Here is a 25,930-nt window from a genome sequence, read left to right as displayed (position 1 = left end):
CCGGCGTCGGCGGCGCGCCATAATCGGCGGATAGGATGACGCCATCGATGAGCCGATTATTGTCGGTAGAGCGCGCTGCGAAAAAGTGGGAACCGGTTTTTCGCGTTAAGCGCGCTCTAATCTTTTGGAATCGATCACGTTATCTGCATTTGGGCGATTCCGCCCAAATGCAGCGTGATCTAGCGCAGAGCGAATCCCGATGACCGTCGCGACGATGGAGCGCCCGCCCCAATTCGCGCGCCGGTCTTCGCCGGAAGGCGTGCGGCTGTCGCTGTCGGGAGATTGGACTCTGGTCGCCTCTCATCGTCTGGAGGAGGAGGCGCGTCGCATTGTCGAGGAGGCAAGGCGCGACCGGTTGGTGGTCTTTGATCTCGCACAGGTTTCGCAACTCGACACCGCCGGCGCATGGCTGATCAATCGCGCGCGGCATGAACTGGCGCGTCGCGACGTCGCCGTCGCGCTCGAACATGTCCGTCCGGAATTTTCCACCCTGCTCGAAGAGGCGCATTATCGCACCTTCGAGGAGCCGCCGCAGCCCAATCTCAATCTCATCATCGTCCTGTTGTCTGACCTCGGCCAGTCGACCGTTGACGCCCTTCGCGAATTTTATCGCGGCGTCAGCTTTCTCGGCGAATTCGTTGCGTCGATGATCTATGTGGCGAGCCGTCCGCAAAGGTTCAGGCTGACCTCGCTCATCGCGCAAATCGAACTCATCGGTTTTCGTAGCGTTCCGATTATCGTTCTCATCAATGTGCTGGTCGGCGGCATCGTCGCGCAGCAAGGCATTTTCCAGCTCCTGAAGTTTGGCGCGTCGAGCTACACTGTGAGCCTGATTGGCATCCTGGTCTTGCGCGAACTCGGCGTTCTGCTCACGTCGATCATGATCGCCGGCCGGTCGGGCTCGGCGATCACCGCCGAACTCGGTTCGATGAAAATGCGCGAGGAGATCGACGCGCTGCTGGTAATGGGACTTTCGCCCATCGAGGTGCTGATCGCGCCGCGCGTGCTCGGCCTCGTGATCTCGCTGCCGATCCTGACCTTCATCGCGGACATGGCGGCGTTGTTTGGCGGCATGGTCGTGTCCTGGTGGTACGGCGGCATCAGCCCGGTGGCTTTCGCCTCGCTGCTCAAGGAAGCGATCGCGCTGCACACATTTCTCGTCGGCATCATCAAAGCGCCCTTCATGGCGCTGGTCATTGGCCTTATCGCCTCGATGGACGGGCTCGCGACGAAAGGCTCCGCCGAATCGCTCGGCCGGCAGGTCACGTCCTCGGTGGTGAAATCCATCTTCATGGTCATTGTGATGGATGGGGTGTTCGCCGTATTTTTCGCGTCGATCGACTATTGAGCGCGCGAATGAGCAGCCCCTCGACCTTGGCCAACGGCGCCGTTCAACAGCGGCAAAATCGCGACGTCATCATCAGCGTGCGCGACCTTGTCGTCGGCTTTGGCGACAAAACCATCATGAAGGGTCTCAACCTCGACGTTTTCCGCGGCGAGGTGCTCGGCGTCGTCGGCGGGTCCGGGCAGGGCAAATCCGTCCTTACCCGCGCGATCCTCGGACTTGTGCCGCCGCGCGGCGGCGCCATTCGGATATTTGGGCAGGATCGGGACGCCCTGGCGCCGGCCGAACGCCGAATGCTTGAGCAGCGCTGGGGCGTATTGTTTCAGAATGGGGCGCTTTTCTCGGGGCTTACCGTCAAGCAGAACATTCAGATGCCGATGCGCGAAACCCGCGAACTTTCGCAGCATCTTATGGACGAGCTGGCCATGCTCAAGCTCGAGCTGGTTGGCCTCACTCCAGACGCCGCCGACAAATTTCCGTCAGAATTATCGGGCGGCATGGTGAAGCGCGCGGCCCTGGCGCGCGCCTTGGCGCTTGATCCCGAGCTTGTGTTCCTGGACGAGCCAACGTCGGGGCTCGATCCGATCAGCGCCGCTGAATTCGACGAGCTGATCGGCACGCTGCAGCAGACTCTCGGGCTGACCGTGTTCATGGTGACGCATGACCTCGATAGCCTGTATTCTATCTGCGACAGGGTGGCGGCGCTTGCGGAAGGTCGGGTCATCGCCGCAGGGCCCTTGGAAACCTTGCTTGATTCCGACCACCCGTGGCTGAAAGCCTATTTCCACGGCGTGCGCGGCGGCCGACTGACCGCGGCGCGCATCGAGCATAAGGACGAAGAATGGAAACCCGCGCCAACTACGCCCTGATCGGCGCTTTCACGCTGGCGGCGGCCGTCGCCGCCTTCCTTTTCGTCTACTGGTTCTCGGGACCAAGCCAGCTTGGCAAGCAGGAAACTTATCAGATCGTCTTCACCGGCTCAGTCTCGGGGCTGACCCGGGGCTCCTCGGTGCTGTTCAATGGCGTGAAGGTCGGCGAGGTCACGCATCTTGGAATTTCCGAACAGGACCCGAGCAAGGTCGACGTGCTGGTCAGGATCGACAGCAGAACGCCGGTCAAGACCGATACCCGCGCGCGCCTCGAGACACGGGGCTTTACCGGCGTCTCCGACGTTTTGCTGGTCGGCGGCACGCCCGGCGCGCCGCGCCTGACGGCGCAAAAGGAGCAGAAATATCCTCTCATCCAGGCCGAACGCTCCGAAATCCAGAATTTGCTCGGCAATGTTCAGAACCTGTCGACCAAGGCCGCCGAGGTTCTCACGAAACTCGACAGCCTGATCGACGACAATGGCGCGTCGATCACGGCGACGCTCAAAAACGCCGAGAAAGTCAGCAAGTCGCTCGCCGACAATTCAGCTTCCATCGCAAGCTTCATCCAGGACGCGTCCGCTGTCGCGCAATCGATGAAGCCCGTGGCGGCGCGACTCGACAAGGTGCTGGCGGCCGGCGAAAAATTGATCGCGTCGATCGACCCCAAGCAGATCAAGGCGATCACCGGCAATATCGTCGGCGCGTCGGAACGCATCAACCGCTTCGCCGCGACGGGCCTTCGCGAATATGAGCAGCTTGCGGTCGATGGGCGCAAGGCGGTCGACACATTCGATCGCACGTTGCGTTCGGTCGAGAAAAACCCCTCACAATTCATCTTCGGAGCGTCCCCCTCCGTGCCGGAATATCAGGGCCGGTAGAGCATTTCCCGCCGAAGTGGATGCCGGTTCGGCGCAGAAAATGCGTCAAACCAAGAAACGAACGCGCGGCTGGCGAAAATGCGGACGCCTGCTTTTCGCGTAAATCGCGCGCTAAGTTTTGAGACCGATCATGTCATGCGCATGTGGGCGAGCGCGTCCAAATGCTTAAGCGATCAAGGGCCGCCAAGCGTGGCTTTGAGCCGATGCGCGGATCGGATAGAAGGACGTAGCCCGACTCGGCGCGCGGGCGAAATGGGGCGACGGGGCGGTATGAAACTGACGGCGTCCACGTCGACGCAACGCAAGGCGACGCGGACGACAGCGCTTGCATTGCTCGCGCTGATCGTCGCAGGCTGCGCCAGCGCGCCGCGCGAGACCTTCGATCTGACCGCCGACACAGGCCCTTTGCGCAGCGTCGCGCTACGCGCCGGCCCCGCGGTTTATGTTCCCGAGCCTGCGGCGGTCGCGCCGACCTCGTCGGATCGAATCGTGGTTCGCGCGGCCGATGACAGCGTCGCCGTTCTTCCCGGCGTGCAATGGTCCGACCCTTTGCCGCGTCTTTTTCAGCGCCGCCTGATCGAAGCGCTTCGGCAATGCGGCCTTTCAGGCTCTTCCAACATCGGCGCGCCAATCAAGTTGCAGACCGACGTGCGGCGCTTTGAAATCGACATTGCCCGCGATCTCGCCGTCATTGAAGTTTCGGTCGAACTCATCGATGGCGGCGGGCGGGCGCGGGCGGCGCGAATCTTCGTCGAAGAGACGCCGGCCCCGGATCACGTCGGCTCGCAGGCGGCGCGGGCGCTCAGCGACGCCGCGGCGCGCGTGTCGCTGCGCATCGGCCAATGGGCGCGCGTCGCGAAGTAGATCGCGCCAGCGCTCATTTCGAGACCAAACCTTCCCACAGCATGATGTTGAGGCAGGCGAGAAACCCGGCGCTCCGGCAGGCCGCCTGCGTCGACTGGCGCCAGCGATCCGCCTCCTCTTGCGTCAAGGCGTTCGCCGACACGCAATTTTCCGTCACGCGCGTCAGATCGAAAATAATCTCCGCCTCCTCGCCGTTCCTGACGATGAGCGCATGCGCCCGGCAGCCGATGTTCGCGACGCCGCACTCTTGGAGCAGAACGCCGGCTTCTCTGCCGATAAAGGGATTGGCGAAAGATTTTTCCCAAAATCCGGCGATCTTGGCGCCGGTCGCGAGATCGCCGTTGTAGACGAAAAAAGTTCCCCAATCGGGCTCGGCGACGACGATCCTGCCCCCACTGCGCGTCACCCGAACCATCTCGCGCAAGGTTTCGATGGGGGCGTAGATATGCTGCAGGGATCGGTCGATCCTGACCGCGTCGAAGCAATTGTCGTTGAACGGCAGGCGGCGGGAGTCGCCAGCGACGAAGCGCGCGTTCGACAAGCCCCGCGCGCGTTCCCGCGCGAGTTCGAGAAAGCCCAGCGACGGATCGAGCCCGTAGATTTCGGCGCGCGGGCAGCGCCGCGCCAGTTCGATGACGTCAAAGCCGACCCCGCAGGCCACGTCCAATATCTCGGCCTGTCCCGATATTTGCAGGGCGTCCCAGCTCTCCTTCTTGTAGCGCTTGAAAAAGGGCGTCCCATTCATGAAATCGAGACAGCGGGTCAGCTCGGACCGCATCGCGCCGTCGGCGTGGCGGAAGCTCGAAGCGATGTCCGCCATTAGCGCAGCTCCTGCGACTCAAAGCCGCTGAATCGCGGGAATGTGGCCCAGGGTTGCGCGCGCTCGGAGGGGCTAGCGCCGCAAACGGACGGGTGGTAACTGGACGGCGACGATTTAGGCGCCCGCCGGCGAACCGCGCGCGGCGTGGACGAACGAGGGTCGCGGCGTTCCGCCCAGCGGCGAGCGGAAGCGCCCCGAACTTTGAGCATGGACGAGGAAGAGACGAGCGTCATGGCGAAGATGAGCTTTGAGGATGCTGCGACCCGCTATGGCGCGGAACCGGGTGGCGGCGCGCCGACAAAGGTCAAGATCACCTTCATCGATTCACAGGGTCAAGCCCGCACCGTCGAGGGCGAGGTCGGCTCCACCGTGATGGAGACCGCGCGCCGCAACGACATTCCCGAAATCGCCGCCGAGTGCGGCGGCGCCTGCGCTTGCGCCACCTGCCACGTCTATGTCGATGAAAACTGGACGGAAAAAACCGGCAAACCGTCGCAGATGGAAGAGGATATGCTCGACTTCGCCTTTGACGTGAAGCCGAATTCGAGGCTGTGCTGCCAAATCACCGTCAGGCCGGAACTCGAGGGACTGGTCGTCACGACCCCTGCCCAGCAGGGCTGACGCCAATTATTCCATATCGCGTCCGCGCTGGTTTGAATCTCCCGACAAATGCGATAGACGAACGAAGACGGCGCTGAATTTTCAGGCGGCGGGCGCAAGAGGCGTCTCGCCGCAAGCGGGGCCGAGTCGCGACGCTGCGCCAACAGCGTCTTCCCTCTTCAACAATTTGAGGCATTTACTGGGAATTGACCATGAACCAACTTAAAGAAGCCGCGATCGAAACCGATGTCGTCATCGTCGGCGCCGGTCCCGCAGGTCTTTTCTCGGTGTTTGAGCTCGGCCTTCTCGATATCAAGGCGCATGTCATCGACATTCTGCCGCGCGCCGGCGGCCAATGTTCCGAACTCTATCCCGAAAAGCCGATCTACGACATTCCCGGCCTGCCGGTCTGCACCGGCCAGGAGCTGACCGACAATCTTCTCAAGCAGATCGAACCGTTTCGCCCGACTTTTCACTTCAATGAAATGGTCGAAACCCTGGTCTCGCTTGGAACGCCCGAAAAGCCGGAATTTCGGCTGACCACGGACGCCGGCAAGATTTTTCACGCCAAGGTCGTCTTCGTCGCTGCGGGCGGCGGATCGTTCCAGCCCAAAAAGCCGCCGATCCCCAAGATCGACTCCTATGAAGGCAAGTCGGTGTTTTACGCCGTGCGCCGCATGGAGGATTTCCGCGACAAGAATGTCGTGATCGTCGGCGGCGGCGATTCGGCGCTCGACTGGACGCTCAATCTCCAGCCGGTGGCGAAAAGCCTTACGCTCGTGCATCGCCGCGACCAGTTCCGCGCTGCCCCGCATTCCGTCGCGGCGATGCAGGAGCTTGCGGCGGCGCGCAAGATCGACTTCAGGCTCGGCCAGATCACCGCCGTCGAAGGCGAAGACGGCGAAATGATCAGCGCCACGCTCAAGGGCAATGACGGCGTCGAAGAGAAAGTCGCCTGCGAGCGGCTGATGCCCTTCTTCGGCCTCACCATGAAGCTTGGTCCGGTCGCCGATTGGGGACTTCAGCTCAATGAGAATCTCGTTCCCGTCGACACTGAAAAATTCGAGACGAGTCATCCCGGCATTTTCGCCGTCGGCGACATCAATTCCTATCCGGGCAAATTGAAGCTCATTCTTTCGGGCTTTCATGAAGCCGCGCTCGCTTCACAGAAGGCGCATCGCTACATCTATCCCGACAAGAAGCTTCTCTTCCAATACACGACGTCTTCGACCAATCTTCAAAAGAAGCTCGGAGTCTCCTGACGTCGGCCAACGCTGCTCACGAAGGCTCCGCCGACGTCGTCGATGTGTCGTTCATCGACGTTACGGCGATCGCCGACGATGAATGGCCAAAGCTCGCGGCGCTTCTCGATGAATCCGAAGACGCGCGGGCGCAGCGTTTCGCTTTTGAATCCGACCGCTGCGCCTATGTCGCCGCGCATGCGCTGTTGCGCGCGCGCCTTTCCGAGCGTTCTATCAACATTTCGCCCCGCGAATGGCGTTTTGACGCGACGCCGCACGGCAAGCCCTTTCTATGCGCCCCGCGCGCCGGTCTTAGCGTCAGCCTCTCGCACACGCGCGGCATGGCCGCCGTGGCGATCGCCTGGGGGCGCGAGATCGGCGTCGACGTCGAATCCGCTCTTACGCCACGAAACGCTCAAAAAGTCGCCGAACGTTACTTCGCGCCCGAAGAAGCGGCGCTTTTACGCGCTCAATCCGATCCGGTCGCGCAGAGCGAAATTTTTTTTGCGATTTGGACTCTCAAGGAAGCCGTCTTGAAGGCCGACGGGCGCGGACTGGCGCGGGGACTCGACAGCATCGTCGTCAGACTGTCGCCGCCCGTCATTACCTGTGATTCTGGCGAGAACTATGTCGTCGCGCAGTGGCGGCGCGGCGGTTTCTTCATCGCGGCGGCGGCGCTAGGCGAAGCAAATTTTCGCATCGAGGAAGCGCATGCATCTGCGCTGGCTGCGGCAATGCGATCGTTTGAAGCCTGAACCATGCGCGCTAATTTTGTCGCGGGTTCGTCACGCGCAGCCATCGGAGGAGGATTCATGATCGACTTTCTACTTCTCGTGATTTGCATCGGCGCCGCTTTGCTTGCATTGGCCATTTTAGTTCAGCCGGACAGTTTCATGGTGCGACGCGAGGCGGTGATCGACGCGCCGCCGCGCAAGGTGTTCGCGGCGATCAACGATCTTCGCAATTGGGAATCATGGTCTCCCTGGGCCAAGCTCGATCCGAACGCCGACACCCGCTACGAGGGTCCCGGCGCCGGTCCCGGCGCAGCCTTCGAATGGTCCGGCGACAAAAAAGTCGGCGCGGGCCGCCTAACGATCGTCGACAGTCGGCCGAGTGAGCGCGTCGACCTCAGTCTCGATATGCGCAAGCCATTCGTGGCAACCAGCAACGTAACCTTTGTACTTTCTCCCGAGGGTGAAGTGAGTGAAAGCGGATGGCTCACGCGCGCGCTGGGATTTGGCGGCGTTTCCGGAACCGGCAAGACTCATGTCGCATGGAGCATGTCGGGCAAAACCAGCCTGATTGGGAGGGCGATGAACATCTTCATCAGCCGCGACAAGATGCTCGGCGACCAATTCGAGAAAGGCCTCGCCAATCTTGGCGCGCAATTAGCGAAATAGCTCGGCGGATGAAGCGAAGCGGCGCTTGCGTTGCGTCCCGCGACACGCCATCTGCATGGCGGATACGACGCGACTCAGGCGCCGCTATGATCAATCCGCCGTGATACGAATTCCGTTTGATCTGCTCGGATGTCATTCCCGACGCGCGCAATGCGCGCGATCGGGAATCCTGAGCAAAACAGCGTTCTTGGATTGGCCCTGGATTCCCGGTCAGGCCGTCGGCCTGCCGGGAATGACACGGCCCAAGCGAACGGATCAGCCGGAATTCGTATGACTCATTCGCCATAATTCACTCGCCATGATCGACTCGCCATGACCGAAATGTTCGACGCCGCTCTGGCGGCCCTGCGACAAATCATGACGCCGCCGTTCCGCGCGGTGCTCGTCAAGAGTCTCGGCATGACCTTTCTGATGCTGGCCTTGGCATGGGCCGGTCTCGACAGGCTCGCTCTCTCCTTCGTGATGGTCGATCATCCCTGGCTGCGGACGGCGCTGGCCTATGCCACCGGCGCGGGGCTGTTCTTCCTGATGGCCTTTCTCATCGCGCCGGTCTCCGTGCTGGTATCGGGACTGTTCCTTGACGATCTCGCCGATCATGTCGAAGCGGATCTCTATCCGGAGGGACAGCGCGGGCGCGCCATTCCCGCGACTCAGGCGATTTTCATGGCGCTGCGCTTTGCGGTCGTGTCGGCGATCGTCAATTTCTTCGCGCTGCTGCTATTGTTCGTGCCGGGAATAAACGCCGCAGCCTTTCTCCTCGCCAACGCCTATCTCTTCGGTCGCGAATATTTTCTATTCGCCGCGACGCGCTTTCGTTCGCTGCAAGAGTCGGAAGAGCTGCGGCGGCGCCACGCGTTTCGGCTTTTCATCGCCGGACTGTTGATCGCCGTCTTCGTCGCGACGCCGGGATTGAATGTGCTGACGCCGCTCTTCGCCGTCGCTTTCATGACCCGCATTCACCGGATGCTGTCGCCTAAACTTCGCAGCCAAGAGGCGCAATCCGACGAACTGCGACGTCCTTATCGCTAGGCGGATTGGTGCATAGGCTACGCCTGAATCGCAGCGAAATGGAGTCCGCGATGGCGTCCAAAGGGGCGCTATCTGCGCTGTAAACGAAGAACGCAAAGGCGGCGGAGAGCAACGTCACACTGTCGCGGCGGGCGCGTCACTCCTTACCAAAGCTTAATTTGGCGTTCGCTGGCGCAAACATACATGAGGGGGGACGAACCATCCCTACCTACGAGGCCCGTGTCTTGCGCAAACAACTCATCACCTTGATGTCCGCGGCGATGTTGGCTGCGGCCGGTCTGTCAGGGACCGCCTTTGCCGCCCCACCTGCGACCGATCAGCCCGCTGAAGCCAGTGATCACGGTTTCTCTCCGGAAGATCGCGCGGCTTTCCTGGACGCACGGGTAGCCGCCTTAAAGGTTGGCTTAAAGCTTACCGTGGCGCAGGAGAAATCATGGCCCGCATTCGAAACCGCTTTACGCGAAGTTGCGAAAGCGCGCGCGGATCGCCGAGCCGACATGCACGAAAAATGGGACGACATTCACGAACATCACAATGTCATTGAAGGACTGCGGCTGCGATCCCAAGGTCTCACGGCGCGAGGCGTAGAGCTCGGCAAGCTCGCGGACGCAGCGAAACCGCTCTTCGACAGTCTTGACGATGCGCAGAAGCACCGTTTCGCCGTGCTGCTCTTCCATGTGCTGAAACCCCATGGGCACGGCCACTGGGCAATGCACACGAAGCATTAATCGAGGCGCAGGCGCGAGCAGGAAATTTAAATTTCTGCCCGCGCCTGCCGTCCGCCACGCCGCGTCAACGACCGCAGATCATGACTGACAGGTTCCGCTGGCGTTGACGAATTTCGACTTGTCGAACGCATGCCATAACGAAGACCTTGTCGGCGAATATGCCGACGGAGGGCCTGATTGATCGGCATTGGCGTCGGCGAGTCTGCAAAGGGCGGATGATCGTCGGCGTTCGCACGCGAAAGTCTATTCGCTGAGGAGACGGCAGAGCGCCTCAAGCTGTTCGAGCGAGCGATATTTGATCCGTATTTCGCCCTTCTCGCCGTTCGGCCGCAGTTCGACGTTCAAGCCAAGCGCGTCGCTCAACGTCTTTTCGATCGCGCGCGTATCGGCGTCCTTGGCGACAGGCGCAGATTTTTTCGACGGCCGAATCTTCTTGCTTTGCTCTTGAGCCAGCCGTTCGACGTCACGAACGGTTAGTCCTTGTTCGACGATGCGCCGCGCCACCGCGGCTGGGTCGGCGACCGCGAGAAGCGCACGCGCGTGGCCGGCTGAAATCGCGCCTTCGCTGACAAGCTTTTTCGCCGCTTCCGGCAAATTCAAGAGACGTATCGTATTGGCGATGTGAGAGCGGCTCTTGCCGATGATTTTCGCGATGTCGCCATGCGCATAGCCAAACTCGGCGCCGAGCCGCTCATAGCCCTTCGCTTCCTCGATCGCATTGAGATCGGCGCGCTGCACATTTTCGATGATTGCGAGTTCCAGCGCTTCCTTGTCGTCGGCCTCATGGATGACAACCGGCACGTCGCAGAGGCCCGCCATCTGCGCCGCGCGCCAACGCCTTTCGCCGGCGATGATTTCATAAGCGTCGGCGACGCCGGCGATGACGCGCACGACGATCGGCTGGATGACGCCCTTTTCGCGGATCGATGCGGTCAGTTCGGCGAGATCTTCCTCGCCAAATGAGGTGCGCGGATTGCGCGGATTGGCGCGCAGGAATTCGATCGGCGCCTTGCGCGGACCGCGCGGCCGCTCTGCGGGCGCGGCGTCAGCGGCGGCGTCGCCGAGAAGCGCCGCCAGTCCGCGGCCGAGCCGGCGACGCGAGTCCTCCGCCATGTCGAGACTCTCCTCTTGGTTAGGCCGCACGCAGCCGCTTCTCGCGCTGGATCACTTCCGAGGCGAGCTTCAAATAGGCCTGGCTGCCGGCGCATTTGAGGTCATAGAGCAGCACCGGCTTGCCATGCGACGGCGCCTCGGAAACCCTGACGTTGCGCGGGATCATCGTGTCATAGACCTTCTCGCCCATGAATCGGCGCACGTCGGCGGCGACCTGATTGGCGAGATTGTTGCGCGGGTCGTACATCGTCAGAACGACGCCGTGGATCGACAACTTTTGATTGAGAGTCTGCTTGACCTGTTCGACGGTCGAAAGCAGCTGCGACAGGCCTTCGAGCGCAAAAAATTCGCACTGCAATGGCACAACGACGGCGTCGCTGCTAGCTAATGCATTGATTGTTAATAGATTTAGCGATGGCGGGCAGTCGATGAGAATATAGCTGTAGCGCCGCTCATCATCATGTTCCGCCGCCAATTCGGCAAAGGCGCGTTTCAACCTGTAGGCGCGATCCTTGTCATTGGCGATTTCGAGCTCGACCCCCAGCAGATCGAGCGTCGATGGCGCGATCGACAGGCGCGGCACCGCCGTGGCGATGATGGCGTCGGCGAGGCTCGATTCGCCGAGCAGCACGTCATAGGTCGAGATCGGCCGATGTTGGCGATCGATGCCGAGACCGGTCGAGGCGTTGCCCTGCGGGTCGAGGTCGATGACGAGAACGTCCTCGCCGACCGCCGCGAGCGCGGTGCCAAGATTGATGGCGGTGGTCGTCTTGCCCACGCCGCCCTTTTGATTGGCCAGCACAAGGATGCGCGGCGAAGACGAAGCGGTCACGATGGGGAAGCCTTGCGCTTGATCACGACGATGCGCGCGCCCTTGCGGGTGCGGCTTTCCGCCGACTCGCAAGTGAAACTACCGAGCGCTTCAACGGCGGTCAATTCGTCTCGCCATTCTTCCCCCTTTAAAAATACGCCAATCGCGCCTTCTTTTAGCGGGCGCTCCGCAAGGTGCACGAGGCGCGTCAGGGGCGCGAGCGCGCGGGCGCTGACGCCGTCGATTTGCCCTGCCAATGCGGGCAGAACGCTTTCAATTCGCTCGGCATGGATGATGGCTGGCACCGCTGTTTCACGTGAAACAGCGCGCAGGAAACTCGCCTTGCGCCGATCGCTTTCAATCAGGTGGACCTCGGCGCCCGGCGTTGCTTTCAACAGCAGCGCCGTCACCAGCCCCGGAAAGCCGGCGCCCGACCCGATATCCGCCCAGCGCGTGATGAGCGGCGCCGCCGCATGGACCTGCGCCGAATCGGCGAAATGCCGCAACCAAATGTCGTCGAGCGTCGCGGCGGATACGAGATTGATCTTCGCCTGCCAGCGCTTCAGCAGCGACGCGTAAGCGACGAGCTCAGCCTCGATACGTACGAGCTCCGGGAAGAGCCTGATCGACTCTTCCCGCCCGGCTTCTCCCGTCACGCCCGGCGCGCCCGCGCCGCCAGCAGCGTGAGCGCCGAAGGCGTCATGCCGTCGATGCGCTGCGCCTGGCCGATGGTGCGCGGCCGCAGATAGCTCAACTTGCCCTGCAATTCCGCCGAGAGGCCGGCGATCGCCGCATAGTCGAGTCCCTCGGGCAGCGCCAGGCGCTCGTCGCGTCGATACGCGTCAATATCGGCCTGCTGGCGGTCGAGATAGACCGCGTAGCGGGCCTCGGTCTCCAGCCGCACGGCCGTTTCGGCATCGATCCCGTCGAGTTCTGGCCAGATCGACGCGAGGCGATTGAGCGTAATGTCGGGGAATGACAGCAGCGCATAGGCGCTGCGGCGCAGACCGTCCTGATTGACCGGCAGACCCTGGCGCAGCGCCGCCGATGAGGTGAGTTCGCGCGTCTGCAGCAGGCTTCGCGCAGCGGCAAGACGGGCGGCGCGGTCCTGATAATGGGCCGCGCGGCGCGCGCCGACGCAGCCGATCTCGATCCCGCGTGGCGTCAGGCGTTCATCGGCGTTATCGGCGCGCAGCGACAGACGATATTCGGCCCGCGAGGTGAACATGCGATAGGGCTCGCTGACCCCGCGAGTGACCAGATCGTCGATCATCACGCCGAGATAGGCTTCGGCCCGATCGAAGACGATCGCATCCCTTCCCCCTGCGTGGCGCGCGGCATTGAGCCCGGCGAGCAGACCCTGCGCCGCCGCCTCCTCATAGCCGGTGGTGCCGTTGATCTGGCCGGCGAAGAAAAGCCCTCGAATCCGCTTGGTTTCGAGCGTCGCCGACAGTTCCCGCGGATCGACATAATCATATTCGATCGCATAGCCAGGCCGCAGAATGCGCGTCTCTTCCAGCCCCGGAATGGCTTTGATGAAGGCCCGCTGGGACGCTTCCGGCAGCGAGGTCGAAACGCCGTTCGGATAAACGGTGTCGTCCTCGAGCCCCTCAGGTTCGAGGAAAATCTGATGCGCGTCGCGGTCGGCGAAACGCGTGACCTTATCCTCGATCGAGGGACAATAGCGCGGGCCAGGCCCTGAGATCGCCCCGGTGCGCAAGGGCGAGCGATGCAGATCGTCGCGGATGATCTGGTGCGCTGCCGCCGTCGTGCGGGTGACGGCGCAGGCGATCTGGCGGTTTTCGATCGCCGTCGTCAGATAGGAGAAAGGCTCGGGCGTCGGATCGCCCCACTGCTCTTCCAGCGCCGCCCAGCGGATGGTGCGGCCGTCGAGTCGAGGCGGCGTGCCGGTCTTGAGCCGCGCCACGGCGAAGTTCGCCGCCCGCAAGCGCCGGCTCAGCGCGTTCGACGGCGCGTCGCCCATCCTGCCGGCGGGCGTCCGTTGGTCGCCGATATGGATCATGCCGCCGAGAAATGTGCCGGTGGCGACGACGACGGCCGAGGCCTGAATTTGCACGTCGGGCGTGACGACCCCGCGAATTTCGTCCCGCTCCACCAAAAGATCTTCGACGGAAGCTTCGACGATGGTCAGATGTCCGGTCTCAGCCAGCGCCGCCTGCATCGCCGCGCGATAAAGTTTTCGGTCGGCCTGGGCCCGCGGACCACGGACCGCCGGGCCCTTCGAGCGGTTGAGCACCCGGAACTGGATGCCGGCGGCGTCGGCGACGCGTCCCATCAGACCGTCGAGCGCATCGATCTCGCGAACGAGCTGGCCCTTCCCCAGTCCGCCGATCGCCGGATTGCAGGACATTTCGCCGATTTTGTCGCGATTCTGAGTGACGAGCGCGGTGCGCGCGCCAAGGCGCGCCGCCGCGGCCGCAGCCTCGCAGCCGGCGTGCCCGCCGCCGATCACAATCACGTCGAAATGCTTCATCGCTGAGCCTGTTTCACGTGAAACATATCATTTGCCAATACAGAAACGCGAGAAAACCGCATCGAGCACCTCCTCGACGTCGACCGCGCCGACAATCCGGCCGAGCGCGCGAGCGGCGCGGCGCAGCTCCTCGGCCTGAAGTTCGAGCGGCGCGTCACGGCTCATGACGGAATCGACGCTTTCCGCCGCCTGTTCAAGCGCCAAACGGTGCCTTTCCCTGACGATCAGCGCCTCGGACCCGTCGCCGAGACAGGCGCGGGCGCGCGCTTCGATCGCGGCGGCGAGGGTTTCAAGTCCCTCCCCGCTCGGCGCACAGATTCCGATCGCGCCCTCAGGCGCCGACCGCAAATCAATCTTGGTGGCGACGCGTAACGTCTCGATGTCGCTGCGCGGCGGCGCCTCGCCCGAATCCGACAGCCACAGCGCCAAATCGGCGGACTCGATCCGCGCCAAGGTTCGGTCGACGCCAATCCTTTCAATCTCGTCCGCCGCCTCGCGCAACCCCGCCGTGTCGATGAGCGTCACCGGCAGGCCGCCAATGTCGAGATGGGCTTCGATCATGTCGCGGGTGGTGCCTGGAATCGCCGAAACGATCGCTAGATCGCGCTGCGTCAGCGCATTGATCAGCGTCGATTTGCCGACATTGGGCCGGCCGAGAATCATGACGATGAAACCGTCGCGCATGCGCTCGGAGGCCGGGGCGAGGCGCAGCGCGGCGCGCATATCCTCGGCGAGCGGCGACAACAGCGCATCGAGCCGCGCTTGCGAAAAGGCGCCGACATCGCCTTCGTCGCTGAAATCGAGTTCGGCTTCGAGAAGCGCCAGCGCGTCGACAAGCGCCGCGCGCCAGGTTTCGACCTTTCGCCGCAAGGCGCCGCCCGCCACGCGCAGCGCCTGCCGGCGCTGCCCTTCAGTCTGCGCGTCGATCAGATCCGCGAGCGCTTCGGCTTGGGACAGATCGAGCTTGCCATTGGCGAAGCTGCGACGGGCGAATTCGCCGGGCTCCGCAGCCCTCAGGCCGGGAAGCCGCTGCAGTGCGGCAAGCGTCCCCTCGATGACCGCACGGCCGCCATGGAGCTGCAGCTCGGCGTAGTCTTCGCCCGTCGACGACGCCGGTCCACGAAAGAACAGCGCAATCCCGCGATCGAGCATGTCGCCACTCGCCGGATCGCGCAGGACCACAAATGTCGCCCGGCGCGGCTCGGGAAGCATGCCGGCGAGCGCCGTGAGCGCCGCCCCCGCCCCCGCCCCCGAAATCCGGATGACAGCGATCGCCGCCCGCCCCGCGCCGGTGCCGAGCGCGAAGATTGTGTCAGGCGAGGTCATGGAACGACGGCCGACGCGAAGCGCGGGGATTTCACGAGAGTTCTTGACGACATGCCCATGTTCAACAGCTCGAGGCCGATTATGTTGCAGCGCACAAATATTCGCTTGTCGCATAAGAAGGCAACGACGACGCGCCTGCACCGAACAACCCAACCGCGACAGAGATGCACCGCTGGCATTCCCAAGGCCAGTCCGCCACAAGGACATATGCGAATGCGAGCGATATGTCGCCGGCTCAACGCCATGGATGCCGAAGTCTTTCAGGCGCTGCGGCTCGAGGGCTTCAGACTTGAGCCCCACGCCTTTCGCTTCGCGCCGGAAGACGAAGCGCATCTTGCATTGGACGCTGTCGCCGACCGTCTTCAGCGCGACTTCGTCGTCGGCGTCTTCAGCGCCGAAGATTCGCAATTATTAGGCGTCGGCGGACTCGCATGGAATGACGGCGTCAAAACGCGCCACAAGGCGCTGCTCTACGGCATGTATGTAAAGGCGGCGCATCGCGGATCAGGCCTCGCCGACGACATCATGAAAAGACTGATCGAGGAAGCGAGAGAGAAGGTCGAAATCGTGACGCTCACCGTCGTCTCGTCGAATCTCCGCGCATTGCGTTTTTACGAACGGTGGGGGTTTCGCGCCTATGGCGTTGAAGAACGCTCAGCGAAAAATGGCCATGGCGATTATCTCGACGAAACGCTGATGGCGTTGCGCTTCAACGATTAGAACATGGGCGCCTGCAACGCTGGTCGGAACAAGCCGCCGATGCGTTTAGCGTCACGCATTCATCGAATCGAACAAGCCCAGATTGTTCTTCGTCTCGCACAGCTTGCCGAGCAGGAATTCAATCGCGCAGGCTGCGCTCCTGCGATCGGCGAACGCTAAAATGGCAGCTGCAGACTGACGCCGCCGCCATAATTGTTCGTGACCGAATTTCCATTCGACTGGTACACCACGCCCGCTTGATAAGGACCTGGCGAAGCGGGGCGCGGATTAAGGTTGGCTGTCGGCTGAATAGCAGGGCCCTGCGAGCGGTTTACGTGTTCGACCGCGCTCGACGACGGCAAGGGCAAGGCGTCCTGCTCCCCTTCCCCGAAACATACGGGATCGTCCTTCCATGTCCCTCGTGCGCACGGCGCCGGCTGCTTCTTCGCCTCTTCTTTCGAGTGGCCGCCCGACATTTTTGCGACCTTTTGCGCAGCTTTATGCGTCGGCTTGCGCTCCTGACTCGGCTCTTCCAATGCGCGCGCTGCAATGATCCCGGAGGAGAACAACAGAACGGCGGATAGAAGCCTTATCGAGCGACGATTCATCGGTTCTCTCGGGAACTATGAGCAGGCGACCCAACAGGCGCGCAGGTTTGCGGTCATTTTATGAAGGTTCCCAACCGCGCCGAACGGCCATTTCCTAAGTATTCATCGAATCGAAGAAGCCCTGATTGTTCTTGGTTTCGCGCAGCTTGCCGAGCAGGAATTCGATCGCGTCGACGGTGCCCATCGGATTGAGGATACGGCGCAGCACATACATTTTCTTCAAAATGTCGGTGGCGACGAGCAGCTCTTCCTTGCGGGTGCCGGAGCGGGTGATGTCGATCGCCGGGAAGACGCGCTTATCCGCGACCTTGCGGTCGAGAATGATCTCGCTGTTGCCGGTGCCCTTGAACTCTTCGAAAATCACTTCGTCCATGCGCGAGCCGGTGTCGATCAATGCCGTCGCAATGATGGTCAGCGAACCGCCCTCTTCGATATTGCGCGCGGCGCCAAAGAAGCGCTTCGGCCGCTGCAACGCATTGGCGTCGACGCCGCCGGTCAGCACCTTGCCGGATGACGGCACCACGGTGTTGTAGGCGCGCCCGAGTCTCGTAATCGAATCGAGCAGGATCACCACGTCGCGGCCGTGTTCGACGAGACGCTTCGCCTTTTCGATCACCATTTCGGCGACTTGCACATGGCGCACCGCCGGCTCGTCGAAGGTCGAGGACACGACTTCGCCGCGCACGCTGCGCTGCATGTCGGTCACTTCCTCCGGCCGCTCGTCGATCAGGAGAACGATGAGATAGCATTCCGGATGGTTCGTCGTGATCGACTGCGCGACATTTTGCAGAAGCACGGTCTTGCCGGTGCGCGGCGGCGCGACGACCAGCGCGCGCTGCCCTTTGCCGATCGGCGCGACGAGATCGATGACGCGGGACGAATAATCCTTCTTGGTCGGGTCTTCGATTTCGAGCTTGAGGCGTTCGTCAGGATAGAGCGGCGTCAGATTGTCGAAGGGCACCTTATGGCGCACCTTCTCCGGATCCTCGAAATTGATGCTGTTGACCTTCAAGAGCGCGAAATAGCGCTCGCCCTCCTTCGGGCTGCGGATCATGCCCTCGACCGTGTCGCCGGTGCGCAGGCCAAATTTTCGGATCTGCGAGGGCGAGACGTAAATGTCGTCGGGACCAGCGAGATAATTCGCGTCGGGCGAGCGCAGGAAGCCGAAGCCGTCCTGCAGCACTTCGACGACGCCTTCGCCGACGATTTCGACGTCGCGGCTGGCGAATTGTTTGAGGATCGCGAAGAGCAGCTCCTGCTTGCGCAGCAGGGAGGCGTTTTCGACTTCATGCTCTTCGGCGAAAGCGAGGAGTTCGGCGGCGGACTTGGCTTTCAAGTCCGAGAGTTTAATTTCCCGCATTCAGGATGGACCTTGGGTATTTGGGCGCAGGTGGAGAGAAGCCGGGGATAAGCGGAGGGGCGGGGGATGGGGTATTCCCGAGCGCCGGCGGAAAATCCGGCGATGCCGCTACAAGCAGACACGGGCCTCAGAGGGATAACGCTCCCTTAGACAATTTTGAGAACCGAATCAAGAGCGAGCACGGGTCCTGAAAAAAGGGCGGTCCGATCCAGGGCCGCGACACTTTCAGCCGTCTCCGCCAACACCTGCCCGGCTGGCCTCCGCAGGTTAGAACGGTTTGACGATCACCAGGATCACGATGCCGATCATCAGCAACGTCGGCAGCTCATTGACGATCCGATAGTAGCGCGGCGAGTGACTATTGGCGTCTTGCGCGAAACGGCGCATGAGCACGCCATCGTGAAGATGCGCCGCGGTAAGCAGCACGACAAGCGTCGCCTTGGCGTGAAACCACCCTGACGAGAGCGCCCCGGTTTCGACCGCGAGATAGAGTCCCGTGATCCAGGCGACGAGCATGGCCGGCGTCATGATGTAGCGATAAAGCCGCCGCTCCATGACTTTGAAGGTGTCGGAGAGCGCGCCTCCACCAACGCTCGCGTGATAGACGAAAAGCCGCGGTAGATAGAGAAGCCCGGCCATCCAGGAAATGATGGCGATGACATGCAGCGCCTTGATCCAGACATACATGATCAGCCTCCTGCCCGACGAACTCGGGCGACAAGTCGCTCGACGTTTTCGATTGGCGTTTGCTGCAATATGCCGTGACCGAGATTGAAAATATGCGGCCGGCCTTTGAACGCGCCGAGAATCGAATCCACTTCGCGATCGAGCGCATCGCCACCGGCGACAAGCGCCAGCGGATCGAGATTGCCTTGCAACACAATGTCAGCCGCCGTTTGCGCCACGGCCCAGGCGGGATCGAGCGCCGTATCGATCCCATAAGCGTCGGCGCCGATCGTTTGCGTCAGCATCGGCAGATGCGCGTCGGCGCCGCGCACGAAAGCGATGACCGGCGTTTGCGGATGACGCGCCTTGACTCCTGCAATGATTCGGCGAACCGGCTCAGCCGACCAACGCATAAATTCATCCGCCGGCAAAACGCCGGCCCAGCTGTCGAAGATTTGAACGACTTCGACTCCCGCTTCGATCTGGCGCGCGAGATAATCGATCGACGCTTCAACCACGCGCTCGATGAGCTCGGCGAAAGCGTCGGGAAAACGATAGGCGAACAGCCGCGCCGGCGCCTGATCGGGCGTGCCCTGCCCGGCGATCATATAGCTCGCGACGGTGAAGGGCGCGCCGCAAAAGCCGATGAAGGCGACATCGGCCGGCAAGGCCGACTTCACCAGTTCGATCGTCTCGAAGACCGGCGCAAGATGTTCGATATTGAACTTGCCCAACCGCTCCGCCTGTTGCGGCGTTTCGATCGGCTCGAGACGCGGACCTGCGCCGCTTTCGAATGAAACCCGGTGACCCATGGCGTCGGGCACGACGAGAATGTCGGAAAAGAGAATCGCCGCGTCGAAATGAAAGCGCCGGATCGGCTGCAGCGTCACTTCCGCCGCTTTCTTAGGCGAATAGCAGAAATCGAGAAAGCTCTTCGTCGTCGCCCGAACGTCGCGATATTCCGGAAGGTAGCGGCCGGCCTGGCGCATGAGCCACAACGGCGGAATCTTTCGCGCCTCTCCGCGCAGAACCGAAAGAAGCGCCTTCTCCTCCGCCATCGCCTTCGATCCGTTCTTATTGTTCGCTGGACTCGGCGTAGCGCGAAACCGCGTTAAAACAAAATTCATTTTAAAAGGAATTTGATTCTTCAGTTGGTCTGGGGCGACACGAAGGTTAATTTTCATTAACTAATCACCCACAGCGTATCCTGGAACGGCGAGCGTCGTCGAAAAGCGCGGGAAAATTCCGGACACCGAATGGAATCATCGATATATCGAAAATTCTCGAGGCCACTATCTGTGGATCGCCTGTGAATCCCTTCTGCGCCCGCTTTATATGGATTTCCGTCGACAGGTTTTTGCCTGTTGAGCGCTTGGCCGACCTATTCCCGCTGATCGAAGTGACGGCGTTTTCGGCGGCGGTTTATCCCCGTTCTTTGGCTTGTGCGGGAGGGCTGTGGATGTGAGCGAGCGTTCAACCTCGCCGTTCTGGCGCGAATCGGCGCCGCTAATTCTCGCCTCGAAAAGCACTGGTCGACGGCAGGCGCTTTTGCATTCGGGCGTTCCTTTCGAATCGATCCCGGCCGACGTCGACGAACGGGCGATTGAGTCGCGGCTTAAGGGAGCCGACGCCGACACGATCGCTTCGACGCTCGCGCGGGCCAAGGCGCTGGCGATTTCCGTTAAGGGTCGCCTGGTGCTGGGCGCGGATCAGGTGGCGAGCTGCGAAGGCAGGATTTTCGGCAAGCCGGCGGATATGCGAGAAGCCGAGGCGCTGCTACGCTTTCTGTCGGGCCGGCGACATCGTCTGCATTCGGCGATTGCGCTCGCGCGCGACGACGCGGTCATTTTTGAGACCGTCGTGATCGCTGATCTCACCATGCGCGGGTTAACCGACGCATTTATCGCCGCCTATCTCGCGGCGGTCGGGGAGACCGCCCTGACCTCCGCGGGCGCCTATCAGATCGAAGGCGTGGGCGCGCAGCTCTTCTCGAAAGTCGAAGGCGATTATTGGACCATCATGGGTCTTCCGCTGCTCGCGCTGCTTGAAGCGCTCCGCCGCGAAGGAGCGCTACTCTCGTGAGCGAACGGAAGATGCTGCGCGTCGGACTAACCGGTTCGATCGGCATGGGTAAGTCGACCACCGCCGACATGTTTCGCGCCGAAGGTATAGAAGTGCTCGATTCGGATCGGCTTGTGCATGAGCTCTATAAGGGACCGGCGGCGGCTGAAATCGAGAAGGCCTTTCCCGGCGTCGTCGTCGACGGCGCCGTCGATCGTCAACGTCTCGCCGCCCGCGTGCTCAATGACGCGGCGGCGCTTAAACGCCTCGAAGACATCGTGCATCCGATGGTCTGGGCGGCGCGCGACGCTCTCGTCGAAGAACGCCACAACAAAGGCGACAGCATCGTCGTCTTCGATATTCCGCTGCTGTTCGAAACCGGCGCCGAAAAGGATTTCGACGCCATCGTCGTCGTCACCGCGCCAGAAGATGTGCAAAAGACCCGCGTGCTGGCGCGCGAGGGCATGACGGCGGAGAAATTAGCGTCCATTCTGGCAAAGCAGACGCCTGATGTCGAAAAGCGCGCCCGCGCCGATTTCGTGGTCCATACCGACAAGGGCCTGGACGCGGCCCGCGAAGAGGTTCGAAAAATATTGAAAGCACTTAAGGCGCGTTTAGAAACATGATACGGCGTTTGCCGAACAGCACGGATGTCATTCCCGACGCTCGCAAAGCGAGCGATCTGGAATCCAGAGCAGCGACAGTCTTCATGGATATTGCTCTGGATTCCCGGTCAGGCCTTCGGCCTGCTGGGAATGACACGGCCTGAGCAATGGATCAGCCGAAGTTGGCCTGGCATGCGCGAGATCGTTCTCGATACTGAAACCACTGGGCTCGATCCGTCGAGCGGCCATCGGGTCGTCGAGATCGGCGCCGTCGAAATCTCCAATCTCATCCCGACCGGCCGCTACTTTCATTGTTATCTCAATCCAGAGCGCGACATGCCGGAAGACGCCTTCCGCGTGCATGGGCTCTCTTACGAATTTTTGGCGAAGCACAAAGTCTTCAAGGAGATCGTCGCGGAATTCCTCGACTTCATCGAGGATGTTCCGCTCGTCATTCACAACGCTGAATTCGACACGCGCTTCCTCAACGCCGAATTCGCGCTGATCGATTTACCGCCGCTAAGCGCCGCGCGCATCATCGATACGTTGGCGATGGCGCGTCGCCGCCATCCCGGCGGCCCCAATTCTCTCGACGCTTTGTGCCAACGCTATGCGATCGATCTCTCGCGGCGCGACAAGCATGGCGCGCTGCTCGACGCCAATCTTCTCGCCGAGGTCTATGCGGAACTCTGCGGCGGGCGGCAGGCGGCGCTGTCGCTTCAGACCGTGCACGCCGTGCGCATCGCCGCGTCGGATGACCTCTTGCGCAATCGGCCCCACTCTCTCGCGCCGCGATTGAGCGGCGAGGAAGAAAAGGCCCACCGCGCCTTTGTCGCGACGATCAAATCGCCGATCTGGGATCGATATCTCGAAAGCGACGAATCGGCGTCTGCGCCCGTCTCCGGCTAATTCGCCGAAGCCGTCGCCTGGCCTGAGGCTTCGGCGGCCTTTTGCTGATAGAGCGCAACGAAGTCGATCGGGTCGATGTAGAGCGGCGGATAGCCGCCCTTGCTGGTGGCGTCGGCCACGATCTGGCGCACGAAAGGAAACAGCATGCGCGGACATTCGATCATCACGATCGGATGCACCTGTTCTTCCGGAATGTTCAGCAGGCGAAACACGCCGCTATATTCGAGGTCGAGCTTAAAGAGCAGACTCTCGCCCTCGCCGGCCTTGCAGTCGAGCGTCAGGCTCACTTCGAAATCGGTCGGCGCCAGCTGCTTGGCGTTGACATTGACCTGGATCGCGATGTTCGGCGCATTTTCCTGCGGTCCAAGCGAGCGGGGCGCATTGGGATTTTCGAAGGAAAAATCCTTCATATATTGAGCGAGCGAATTGAGGGCCGGAGCGCCGCCCGGCGCTCCTTGCGCGCCGTTGCCATTCGTATCGGTCATTTAAGGGCCTCCAGCAGAGCCGTTGCAACGAGAATTCGCGCCCGCCTAACACGTCTATTAGATGCGAACAAGGCGCGACGTTCTCAGCTCTCTTTCGCGACGCTGCGCCGAGGCCGGCGCGTTTCCCGCCGCCATTCGCGAGGGTCGAGGTCGATCAGGCGGGGGTCGGCCGTCTTGGCGCGAGACCGCCACCGCCGCGCCAGATTTTGCCGCACCGACGGCGATTTGAGCGCCAGACCGACGAAATCGGAGGCGAAACCAGGCAGAATGAGAAGGATCGAGGCGAGCGCCTGCAGCGCGCCGTCAAGCATTGCGCCGTCGGCGGCCGTGACGCTTTCGCCGCGCGCCCTGGCGGCGACTCTCTCACGAAAGAAGTCGAGGAGGCGCTTAACGTCAGCAAGGCCCAGAAGCGACGCGCCGATGGCGAGCACGATCGCCGCGAGAAGCCCGACGGCCCGCACGACCAGCGCGAAAGCGAGAATTTCCAGCACGATCCAGGCCGCAACGGCTGCACCGACAAGCTTCGAATTCACCAATTTTTCCGTTTCTCCGCCGCTTCGGGCGCGGCAATCCGCGCGCCCCTTGATTCGTGACATGTCTGGCGCGACATGATAGCCGAGCACGGAATTCTTCGGGAGTTGCTAATGCCGGCATCCGGCGACCTGTTCGATCCGACCCTCATCGTCTTCGCGGCGCTCGCGGTTTTCGTCATCTGGAAGCTGCGTTCGGTGCTCGGCATGCGGGTCGATCGCGATACGCCGCCGCCGTCGCGTTTCGCGCCGCGTCGGCCCGCTCCCGCCACGGTCGCGCCTGCGCCGAGCGCCACGCCCGTCGCTGAAGCGCCGGCGCGCCCCAGCGGGACCGAGCGCTGGGACGGCGTCGCCGAAAAGGGCGTCGCTTCCGCCTGGAGCGGGCTTGACGCCGTCGCGGCCTCCGATCCGAGTTTCGACGGCAAGACTTTCCTGAGCGGCGCGCGCCGCGCCTATGAGTTGATAATTACCGCCTTTGCCAAGGGAGAGCGGGAGACGTTGAAACCGCTCCTGTCGCAGGACGTTTTTGACGGCTTCTCGGCGGAGATCGCGCGGCGCGAGCAGCTGGGCGAGACCATGGAGACCGCCGTCATCGCGATCGATTCGGCGACGGTCGATGCCGCCCGCGCCATCGCCGGCCGCAACGAAGTGACGGTGCGCTTCGTCGCCCGGCTGATGAGCGTGCGCCGCGATCGCGACGGCGAAACCATTGACGGGGGTCAGACCCGCAAGGTCGTCGAGCGCTGGACCTTCGCGCGCGATCCAAAGGCAAGCGATCCCAACTGGAAGCTCGTCGCGACCCAAGCCGAAGACTGAGCATGTCGCGGAAAAATGCGTCGCAGTTTTCCGCTTCCGATCTCGTTCAAAAAATCGACTTTGAAGAGATTGACGGCTTTTCCGCCGACGATTTCGCCGCGGCGTTCGCCGCTTTCCGCCGCTCGGCGACAATCATCGCCGCCGATGCGAAGGAACAGCGCAGCGCCGTTCCGCCGCCTCAATCGCTGATCCCTGTCGCGCAGCGCGCCCTCGAGGGCGTCGATGATCCTGCCCAATTCTTTCGCCGTTGGTTCCGGCCTCACCGCATCCGGGCCAAGGGCTTCGTCACCGCCTATTATGAGGTCGAGGTTGAAGCGAGACTGTCGCCGGCGCCCGGCTTCGTTACGCCGGTCCTGTCGCGTCCGCTCGATCTCGTCACGCTCAATGAGGCGCCGCTCTCGCTTCCTTCCGGCGAGAGTCTGACGAGCGCGCGGCGTCAGGCCGATGGCGCGCTTGTGCCTTATCCTGACCGGCGCGCGATCGAAGAAGAAGGCGCGGCCCCAAGCGCCCATCCCCTCGCCTATGTTCGCGATCCGGTCGAATTGTTCCTCATTCAGGTGCAGGGATCGGCGCGGTTGCGGCTGCCGGACGGCGGCGTGATGGCGCTAACCTATGCTGGGCGCAACGGCTGGCCTTATACGTCGGTAGGCCGGTTGATGATCGAGCAGGGTTTGGTCAAGCCGGCCGACATGTCGCTCGATCTGACGAAGGAGACGCTGAGAAAGCTTGGCGCCGGGCCCGGCGAAGCGGGCCGCCGGATGATGCAGGAAAATCGGTCCTACGTTTTCTTCGAGATCGACAGGTCCGAGGCGCGCGGAATCGGGCCGATCGGCGGCCAGGGCGCGCCGCTGACGCCGTTTCGGTCGATCGCCGTCGACCGCTCGATCTGGTGCTACGGCCTGCCATTCTGGGTCGCCGCGCGCATTCCTTGGCAGGGTGAGGCCGAAACGGAATTTCGCCGCCTGATGATCGCGCAGGACACCGGATCCGCCATAATAGGACCTGCACGGGCCGATTTATTCTTCGGCGCGGGCGAAGCGGCGGGCCGGCGCGCCGGCGACATTCGGCACCCAGCCGAGTTGATCGCGCTGCTGCCGAAGGATGTTGGGGACGGTCCGTGAGCGAGGAAAATTCTCGCCGATATGCCCGCCGGCTGTCGCAGGCCGAGGCCGAGCTGTGGATGACGGTGACCGCGGACGTCCGTCCGTCCCGCGCCCGTCCCAAGAAGCCGTCGCCAGCTGCGCCAGCCGTCGATGCGGGCGCGCCGCCGCCGACCGCCGCCATCGCTCACGACCGTCCGGCAACGCCAAAGCCGGCGCCGCGGCCGATCGACATTGATCCCCGCACCTTCTCAAAGATCAAGCGCGGGCGACTCGAGGTCGACGCCAAGCTTGATCTTCACGGCATGCGGCAGGCCGAGGCGCAGCGCTCCTTGACGGCGTTCCTGCGCCGATGTCAGGCGAATGGCGCCCGCGTCGCGATCGTGGTGACCGGCAAGGGCCTGACCCGCGACGAGGGTGGCGTGCTGCGCCGCGTGGTGCCGATGTGGCTCGAAGCGCCCAATCTGCGCGACGTGGTGGTGGGCTTTGGCGAAGCCGCCCGCCACCACGGCGGCGAAGGCGCGCTCTATGTGCGCATCCGGCGGGCCGACCGGGCGCGATAGGCGGCAATCC

The 25,930-nt window shown here is 62.5% G+C and carries 28 protein-coding genes; 17 read left to right on the top strand and 11 right to left on the bottom strand.

Going from position 1 to position 25,930, the window contains the following annotated elements:
* Positions 1-199 precede the first annotated feature (199 nt).
* The 4 genes from AB7I51_RS01285 (at position 200) to AB7I51_RS01270 (ending at position 3,956) form a co-directional block, all read left to right on the top strand.
* On the top strand, positions 200-1,348 hold the full coding sequence (locus tag AB7I51_RS01285; protein WP_428402464.1) for an ABC transporter permease: 1,149 nt from the start codon (positions 200-202) through the stop codon (positions 1,346-1,348).
* Between the two features lie 8 nt (positions 1,349-1,356).
* The gene (locus AB7I51_RS01280; protein ID WP_428402465.1) at positions 1,357-2,214 is read left to right on the top strand and encodes an ABC transporter ATP-binding protein; all 858 of its coding nucleotides are present in this window, start codon (positions 1,357-1,359) and stop codon (positions 2,212-2,214) included.
* Complete coding sequence (locus tag AB7I51_RS01275) at positions 2,187-3,092, top strand: MlaD family protein (RefSeq protein WP_428402466.1); 906 nt, start codon at positions 2,187-2,189, stop codon at positions 3,090-3,092. Before AB7I51_RS01280 ends, AB7I51_RS01275 begins: the two co-directional genes overlap by 28 nt.
* Positions 3,093-3,362: 270 nt before the next feature.
* A complete protein-coding gene (locus AB7I51_RS01270) occupies positions 3,363-3,956 on the top strand; it encodes an ABC-type transport auxiliary lipoprotein family protein (protein WP_428402467.1) in 594 nt (197 codons plus the stop codon).
* A gap of 13 nt (positions 3,957-3,969) precedes the next feature.
* Here the strand turns inward: AB7I51_RS01270 and AB7I51_RS01265 are convergent, their stop codons facing one another.
* Positions 3,970-4,776, bottom strand: coding sequence for a methyltransferase domain-containing protein (locus AB7I51_RS01265; RefSeq protein WP_428402468.1), 807 nt, complete (start codon positions 4,774-4,776; stop codon positions 3,970-3,972).
* Between the two features lie 231 nt (positions 4,777-5,007).
* Between AB7I51_RS01265 and AB7I51_RS01260 the strand changes: the two genes are divergently transcribed.
* From AB7I51_RS01260 to AB7I51_RS01235, 6 genes are all read left to right on the top strand, one after another.
* Positions 5,008-5,397: a 2Fe-2S iron-sulfur cluster-binding protein gene (locus tag AB7I51_RS01260; protein ID WP_409981572.1), complete on the top strand. Its 390-nt coding sequence runs from the start codon at positions 5,008-5,010 to the stop codon at positions 5,395-5,397.
* A 191-nt stretch (positions 5,398-5,588) separates the two neighbouring features.
* Positions 5,589-6,638 (top strand): NAD(P)/FAD-dependent oxidoreductase, encoded by a 1,050-nt coding sequence (locus AB7I51_RS01255; RefSeq protein ID WP_428402469.1) that lies wholly within the window; start codon positions 5,589-5,591, stop codon positions 6,636-6,638.
* A 44-nt stretch (positions 6,639-6,682) separates the two neighbouring features.
* Entirely contained in the window at positions 6,683-7,372 is a 690-nt protein-coding gene (locus tag AB7I51_RS01250; RefSeq protein WP_428402470.1) for a 4'-phosphopantetheinyl transferase family protein, read from the top strand.
* A gap of 57 nt (positions 7,373-7,429) precedes the next feature.
* Positions 7,430-8,017, top strand: a complete 588-nt coding sequence (locus AB7I51_RS01245; RefSeq protein ID WP_428402471.1) for an SRPBCC family protein — start codon at positions 7,430-7,432, stop codon at positions 8,015-8,017.
* Between the two features lie 312 nt (positions 8,018-8,329).
* Positions 8,330-9,046 (top strand): sulfate transporter family protein, encoded by a 717-nt coding sequence (locus AB7I51_RS01240; protein WP_428402472.1) that lies wholly within the window; start codon positions 8,330-8,332, stop codon positions 9,044-9,046.
* 224 nt (positions 9,047-9,270) lie between these two features.
* Complete coding sequence (locus AB7I51_RS01235; protein ID WP_428402473.1) at positions 9,271-9,774, top strand: Spy/CpxP family protein refolding chaperone; 504 nt, start codon at positions 9,271-9,273, stop codon at positions 9,772-9,774.
* Positions 9,775-10,017: 243 nt separating this feature from the next.
* Here AB7I51_RS01235 and AB7I51_RS01230 read toward each other — a convergent pair whose 3' ends face one another.
* The 5 genes from AB7I51_RS01230 to mnmE are packed head-to-tail and all read right to left on the bottom strand — an operon-like array spanning position 10,018 to position 15,518.
* Positions 10,018-10,887, bottom strand: coding sequence for a ParB/RepB/Spo0J family partition protein (locus tag AB7I51_RS01230; protein ID WP_428402474.1), 870 nt, complete (start codon positions 10,885-10,887; stop codon positions 10,018-10,020).
* A 19-nt stretch (positions 10,888-10,906) separates the two neighbouring features.
* On the bottom strand, positions 10,907-11,719 hold the full coding sequence (locus AB7I51_RS01225) for a ParA family protein (RefSeq protein WP_428402475.1): 813 nt from the start codon (positions 11,717-11,719) through the stop codon (positions 10,907-10,909).
* Positions 11,716-12,354 carry a 16S rRNA (guanine(527)-N(7))-methyltransferase RsmG gene (gene rsmG / locus AB7I51_RS01220; RefSeq protein ID WP_428402476.1) on the bottom strand — a complete coding sequence of 213 codons (639 nt, stop codon included), beginning with the start codon at positions 12,352-12,354 and terminating at the stop codon, positions 11,716-11,718. The genes AB7I51_RS01225 and rsmG overlap by 4 nt, the downstream gene beginning before the upstream one ends.
* Complete coding sequence (gene mnmG, locus AB7I51_RS01215) at positions 12,351-14,192, bottom strand: tRNA uridine-5-carboxymethylaminomethyl(34) synthesis enzyme MnmG (protein WP_428402477.1); 1,842 nt, start codon at positions 14,190-14,192, stop codon at positions 12,351-12,353. The genes rsmG and mnmG overlap by 4 nt, the downstream gene beginning before the upstream one ends.
* Positions 14,193-14,219: 27 nt before the next feature.
* Positions 14,220-15,518, bottom strand: a complete 1,299-nt coding sequence (gene mnmE / locus AB7I51_RS01210) for a tRNA uridine-5-carboxymethylaminomethyl(34) synthesis GTPase MnmE (RefSeq protein ID WP_428402478.1) — start codon at positions 15,516-15,518, stop codon at positions 14,220-14,222.
* Between the two features lie 213 nt (positions 15,519-15,731).
* Here mnmE and AB7I51_RS01205 point away from each other — a divergent pair, with 213 nt between their 5' ends.
* Entirely contained in the window at positions 15,732-16,238 is a 507-nt protein-coding gene (locus AB7I51_RS01205; protein WP_428402479.1) for an N-acetyltransferase family protein, read from the top strand.
* A 681-nt stretch (positions 16,239-16,919) separates the two neighbouring features.
* Here AB7I51_RS01205 and rho read toward each other — a convergent pair.
* The 3 genes from rho to hemE all read right to left on the bottom strand — a co-directional run bounded on the left by rho (position 16,920) and on the right by hemE (position 19,909).
* Positions 16,920-18,185 (bottom strand): transcription termination factor Rho, encoded by a 1,266-nt coding sequence (gene rho, locus AB7I51_RS01200; RefSeq protein WP_428402480.1) that lies wholly within the window; start codon positions 18,183-18,185, stop codon positions 16,920-16,922.
* A 267-nt stretch (positions 18,186-18,452) separates the two neighbouring features.
* Positions 18,453-18,872: a protoporphyrinogen oxidase HemJ gene (gene hemJ / locus AB7I51_RS01195; protein WP_428402481.1), complete on the bottom strand. Its 420-nt coding sequence runs from the start codon at positions 18,870-18,872 to the stop codon at positions 18,453-18,455.
* A gap of 2 nt (positions 18,873-18,874) precedes the next feature.
* Complete coding sequence (gene hemE / locus AB7I51_RS01190) at positions 18,875-19,909, bottom strand: uroporphyrinogen decarboxylase (protein ID WP_428402482.1); 1,035 nt, start codon at positions 19,907-19,909, stop codon at positions 18,875-18,877.
* A 403-nt stretch (positions 19,910-20,312) separates the two neighbouring features.
* On the opposite strand from hemE, the gene AB7I51_RS01185 reads away from it, so the two are divergent.
* From AB7I51_RS01185 to dnaQ, 3 genes are all read left to right on the top strand, one after another.
* On the top strand, positions 20,313-20,933 hold the full coding sequence (locus tag AB7I51_RS01185; RefSeq protein ID WP_428402483.1) for a Maf family protein: 621 nt from the start codon (positions 20,313-20,315) through the stop codon (positions 20,931-20,933).
* A gap of 11 nt (positions 20,934-20,944) precedes the next feature.
* A complete protein-coding gene (gene coaE, locus AB7I51_RS01180) occupies positions 20,945-21,538 on the top strand; it encodes a dephospho-CoA kinase (protein ID WP_428402607.1) in 594 nt (197 codons plus the stop codon).
* Positions 21,539-21,709: 171 nt separating this feature from the next.
* Complete coding sequence (gene dnaQ, locus AB7I51_RS01175) at positions 21,710-22,426, top strand: DNA polymerase III subunit epsilon (RefSeq protein WP_428402484.1); 717 nt, start codon at positions 21,710-21,712, stop codon at positions 22,424-22,426.
* Here dnaQ and secB read toward each other — a convergent pair.
* On the bottom strand, positions 22,423-22,911 hold the full coding sequence (secB, locus tag AB7I51_RS01170; RefSeq protein WP_428402485.1) for a protein-export chaperone SecB: 489 nt from the start codon (positions 22,909-22,911) through the stop codon (positions 22,423-22,425). The two genes, dnaQ and secB, sit on opposite strands and share 4 nt — an antisense overlap.
* 83 nt (positions 22,912-22,994) lie before the next feature.
* On the bottom strand, positions 22,995-23,444 hold the full coding sequence (locus AB7I51_RS01165) for an FxsA family protein (protein ID WP_428402486.1): 450 nt from the start codon (positions 23,442-23,444) through the stop codon (positions 22,995-22,997).
* Between the two features lie 111 nt (positions 23,445-23,555).
* Between AB7I51_RS01165 and AB7I51_RS01160 the strand changes: the two genes are divergently transcribed.
* The 3 genes from AB7I51_RS01160 to AB7I51_RS01150 are packed head-to-tail and all read left to right on the top strand — an operon-like array spanning position 23,556 to position 25,920.
* The gene (locus AB7I51_RS01160) at positions 23,556-24,257 is read left to right on the top strand and encodes a Tim44/TimA family putative adaptor protein (RefSeq protein WP_428402487.1); all 702 of its coding nucleotides are present in this window, start codon (positions 23,556-23,558) and stop codon (positions 24,255-24,257) included.
* A gap of 2 nt (positions 24,258-24,259) precedes the next feature.
* Positions 24,260-25,378: a murein transglycosylase A gene (gene mltA / locus AB7I51_RS01155; protein WP_428402488.1), complete on the top strand. Its 1,119-nt coding sequence runs from the start codon at positions 24,260-24,262 to the stop codon at positions 25,376-25,378.
* A complete protein-coding gene (locus AB7I51_RS01150; protein ID WP_428402489.1) occupies positions 25,375-25,920 on the top strand; it encodes a Smr/MutS family protein in 546 nt (181 codons plus the stop codon). Before mltA ends, AB7I51_RS01150 begins: the two co-directional genes overlap by 4 nt.
* Positions 25,921-25,930 lie beyond the last annotated feature (10 nt).

This window comes from Methylocystis sp., from assembly GCF_050246715.1.
Taxonomy (GTDB): domain Bacteria; phylum Pseudomonadota; class Alphaproteobacteria; order Rhizobiales; family Beijerinckiaceae; genus Methylocystis.
Note: the sequence above shows the minus strand (reverse complement) of the source record. Positions and strands in the feature narration are given on the sequence as shown.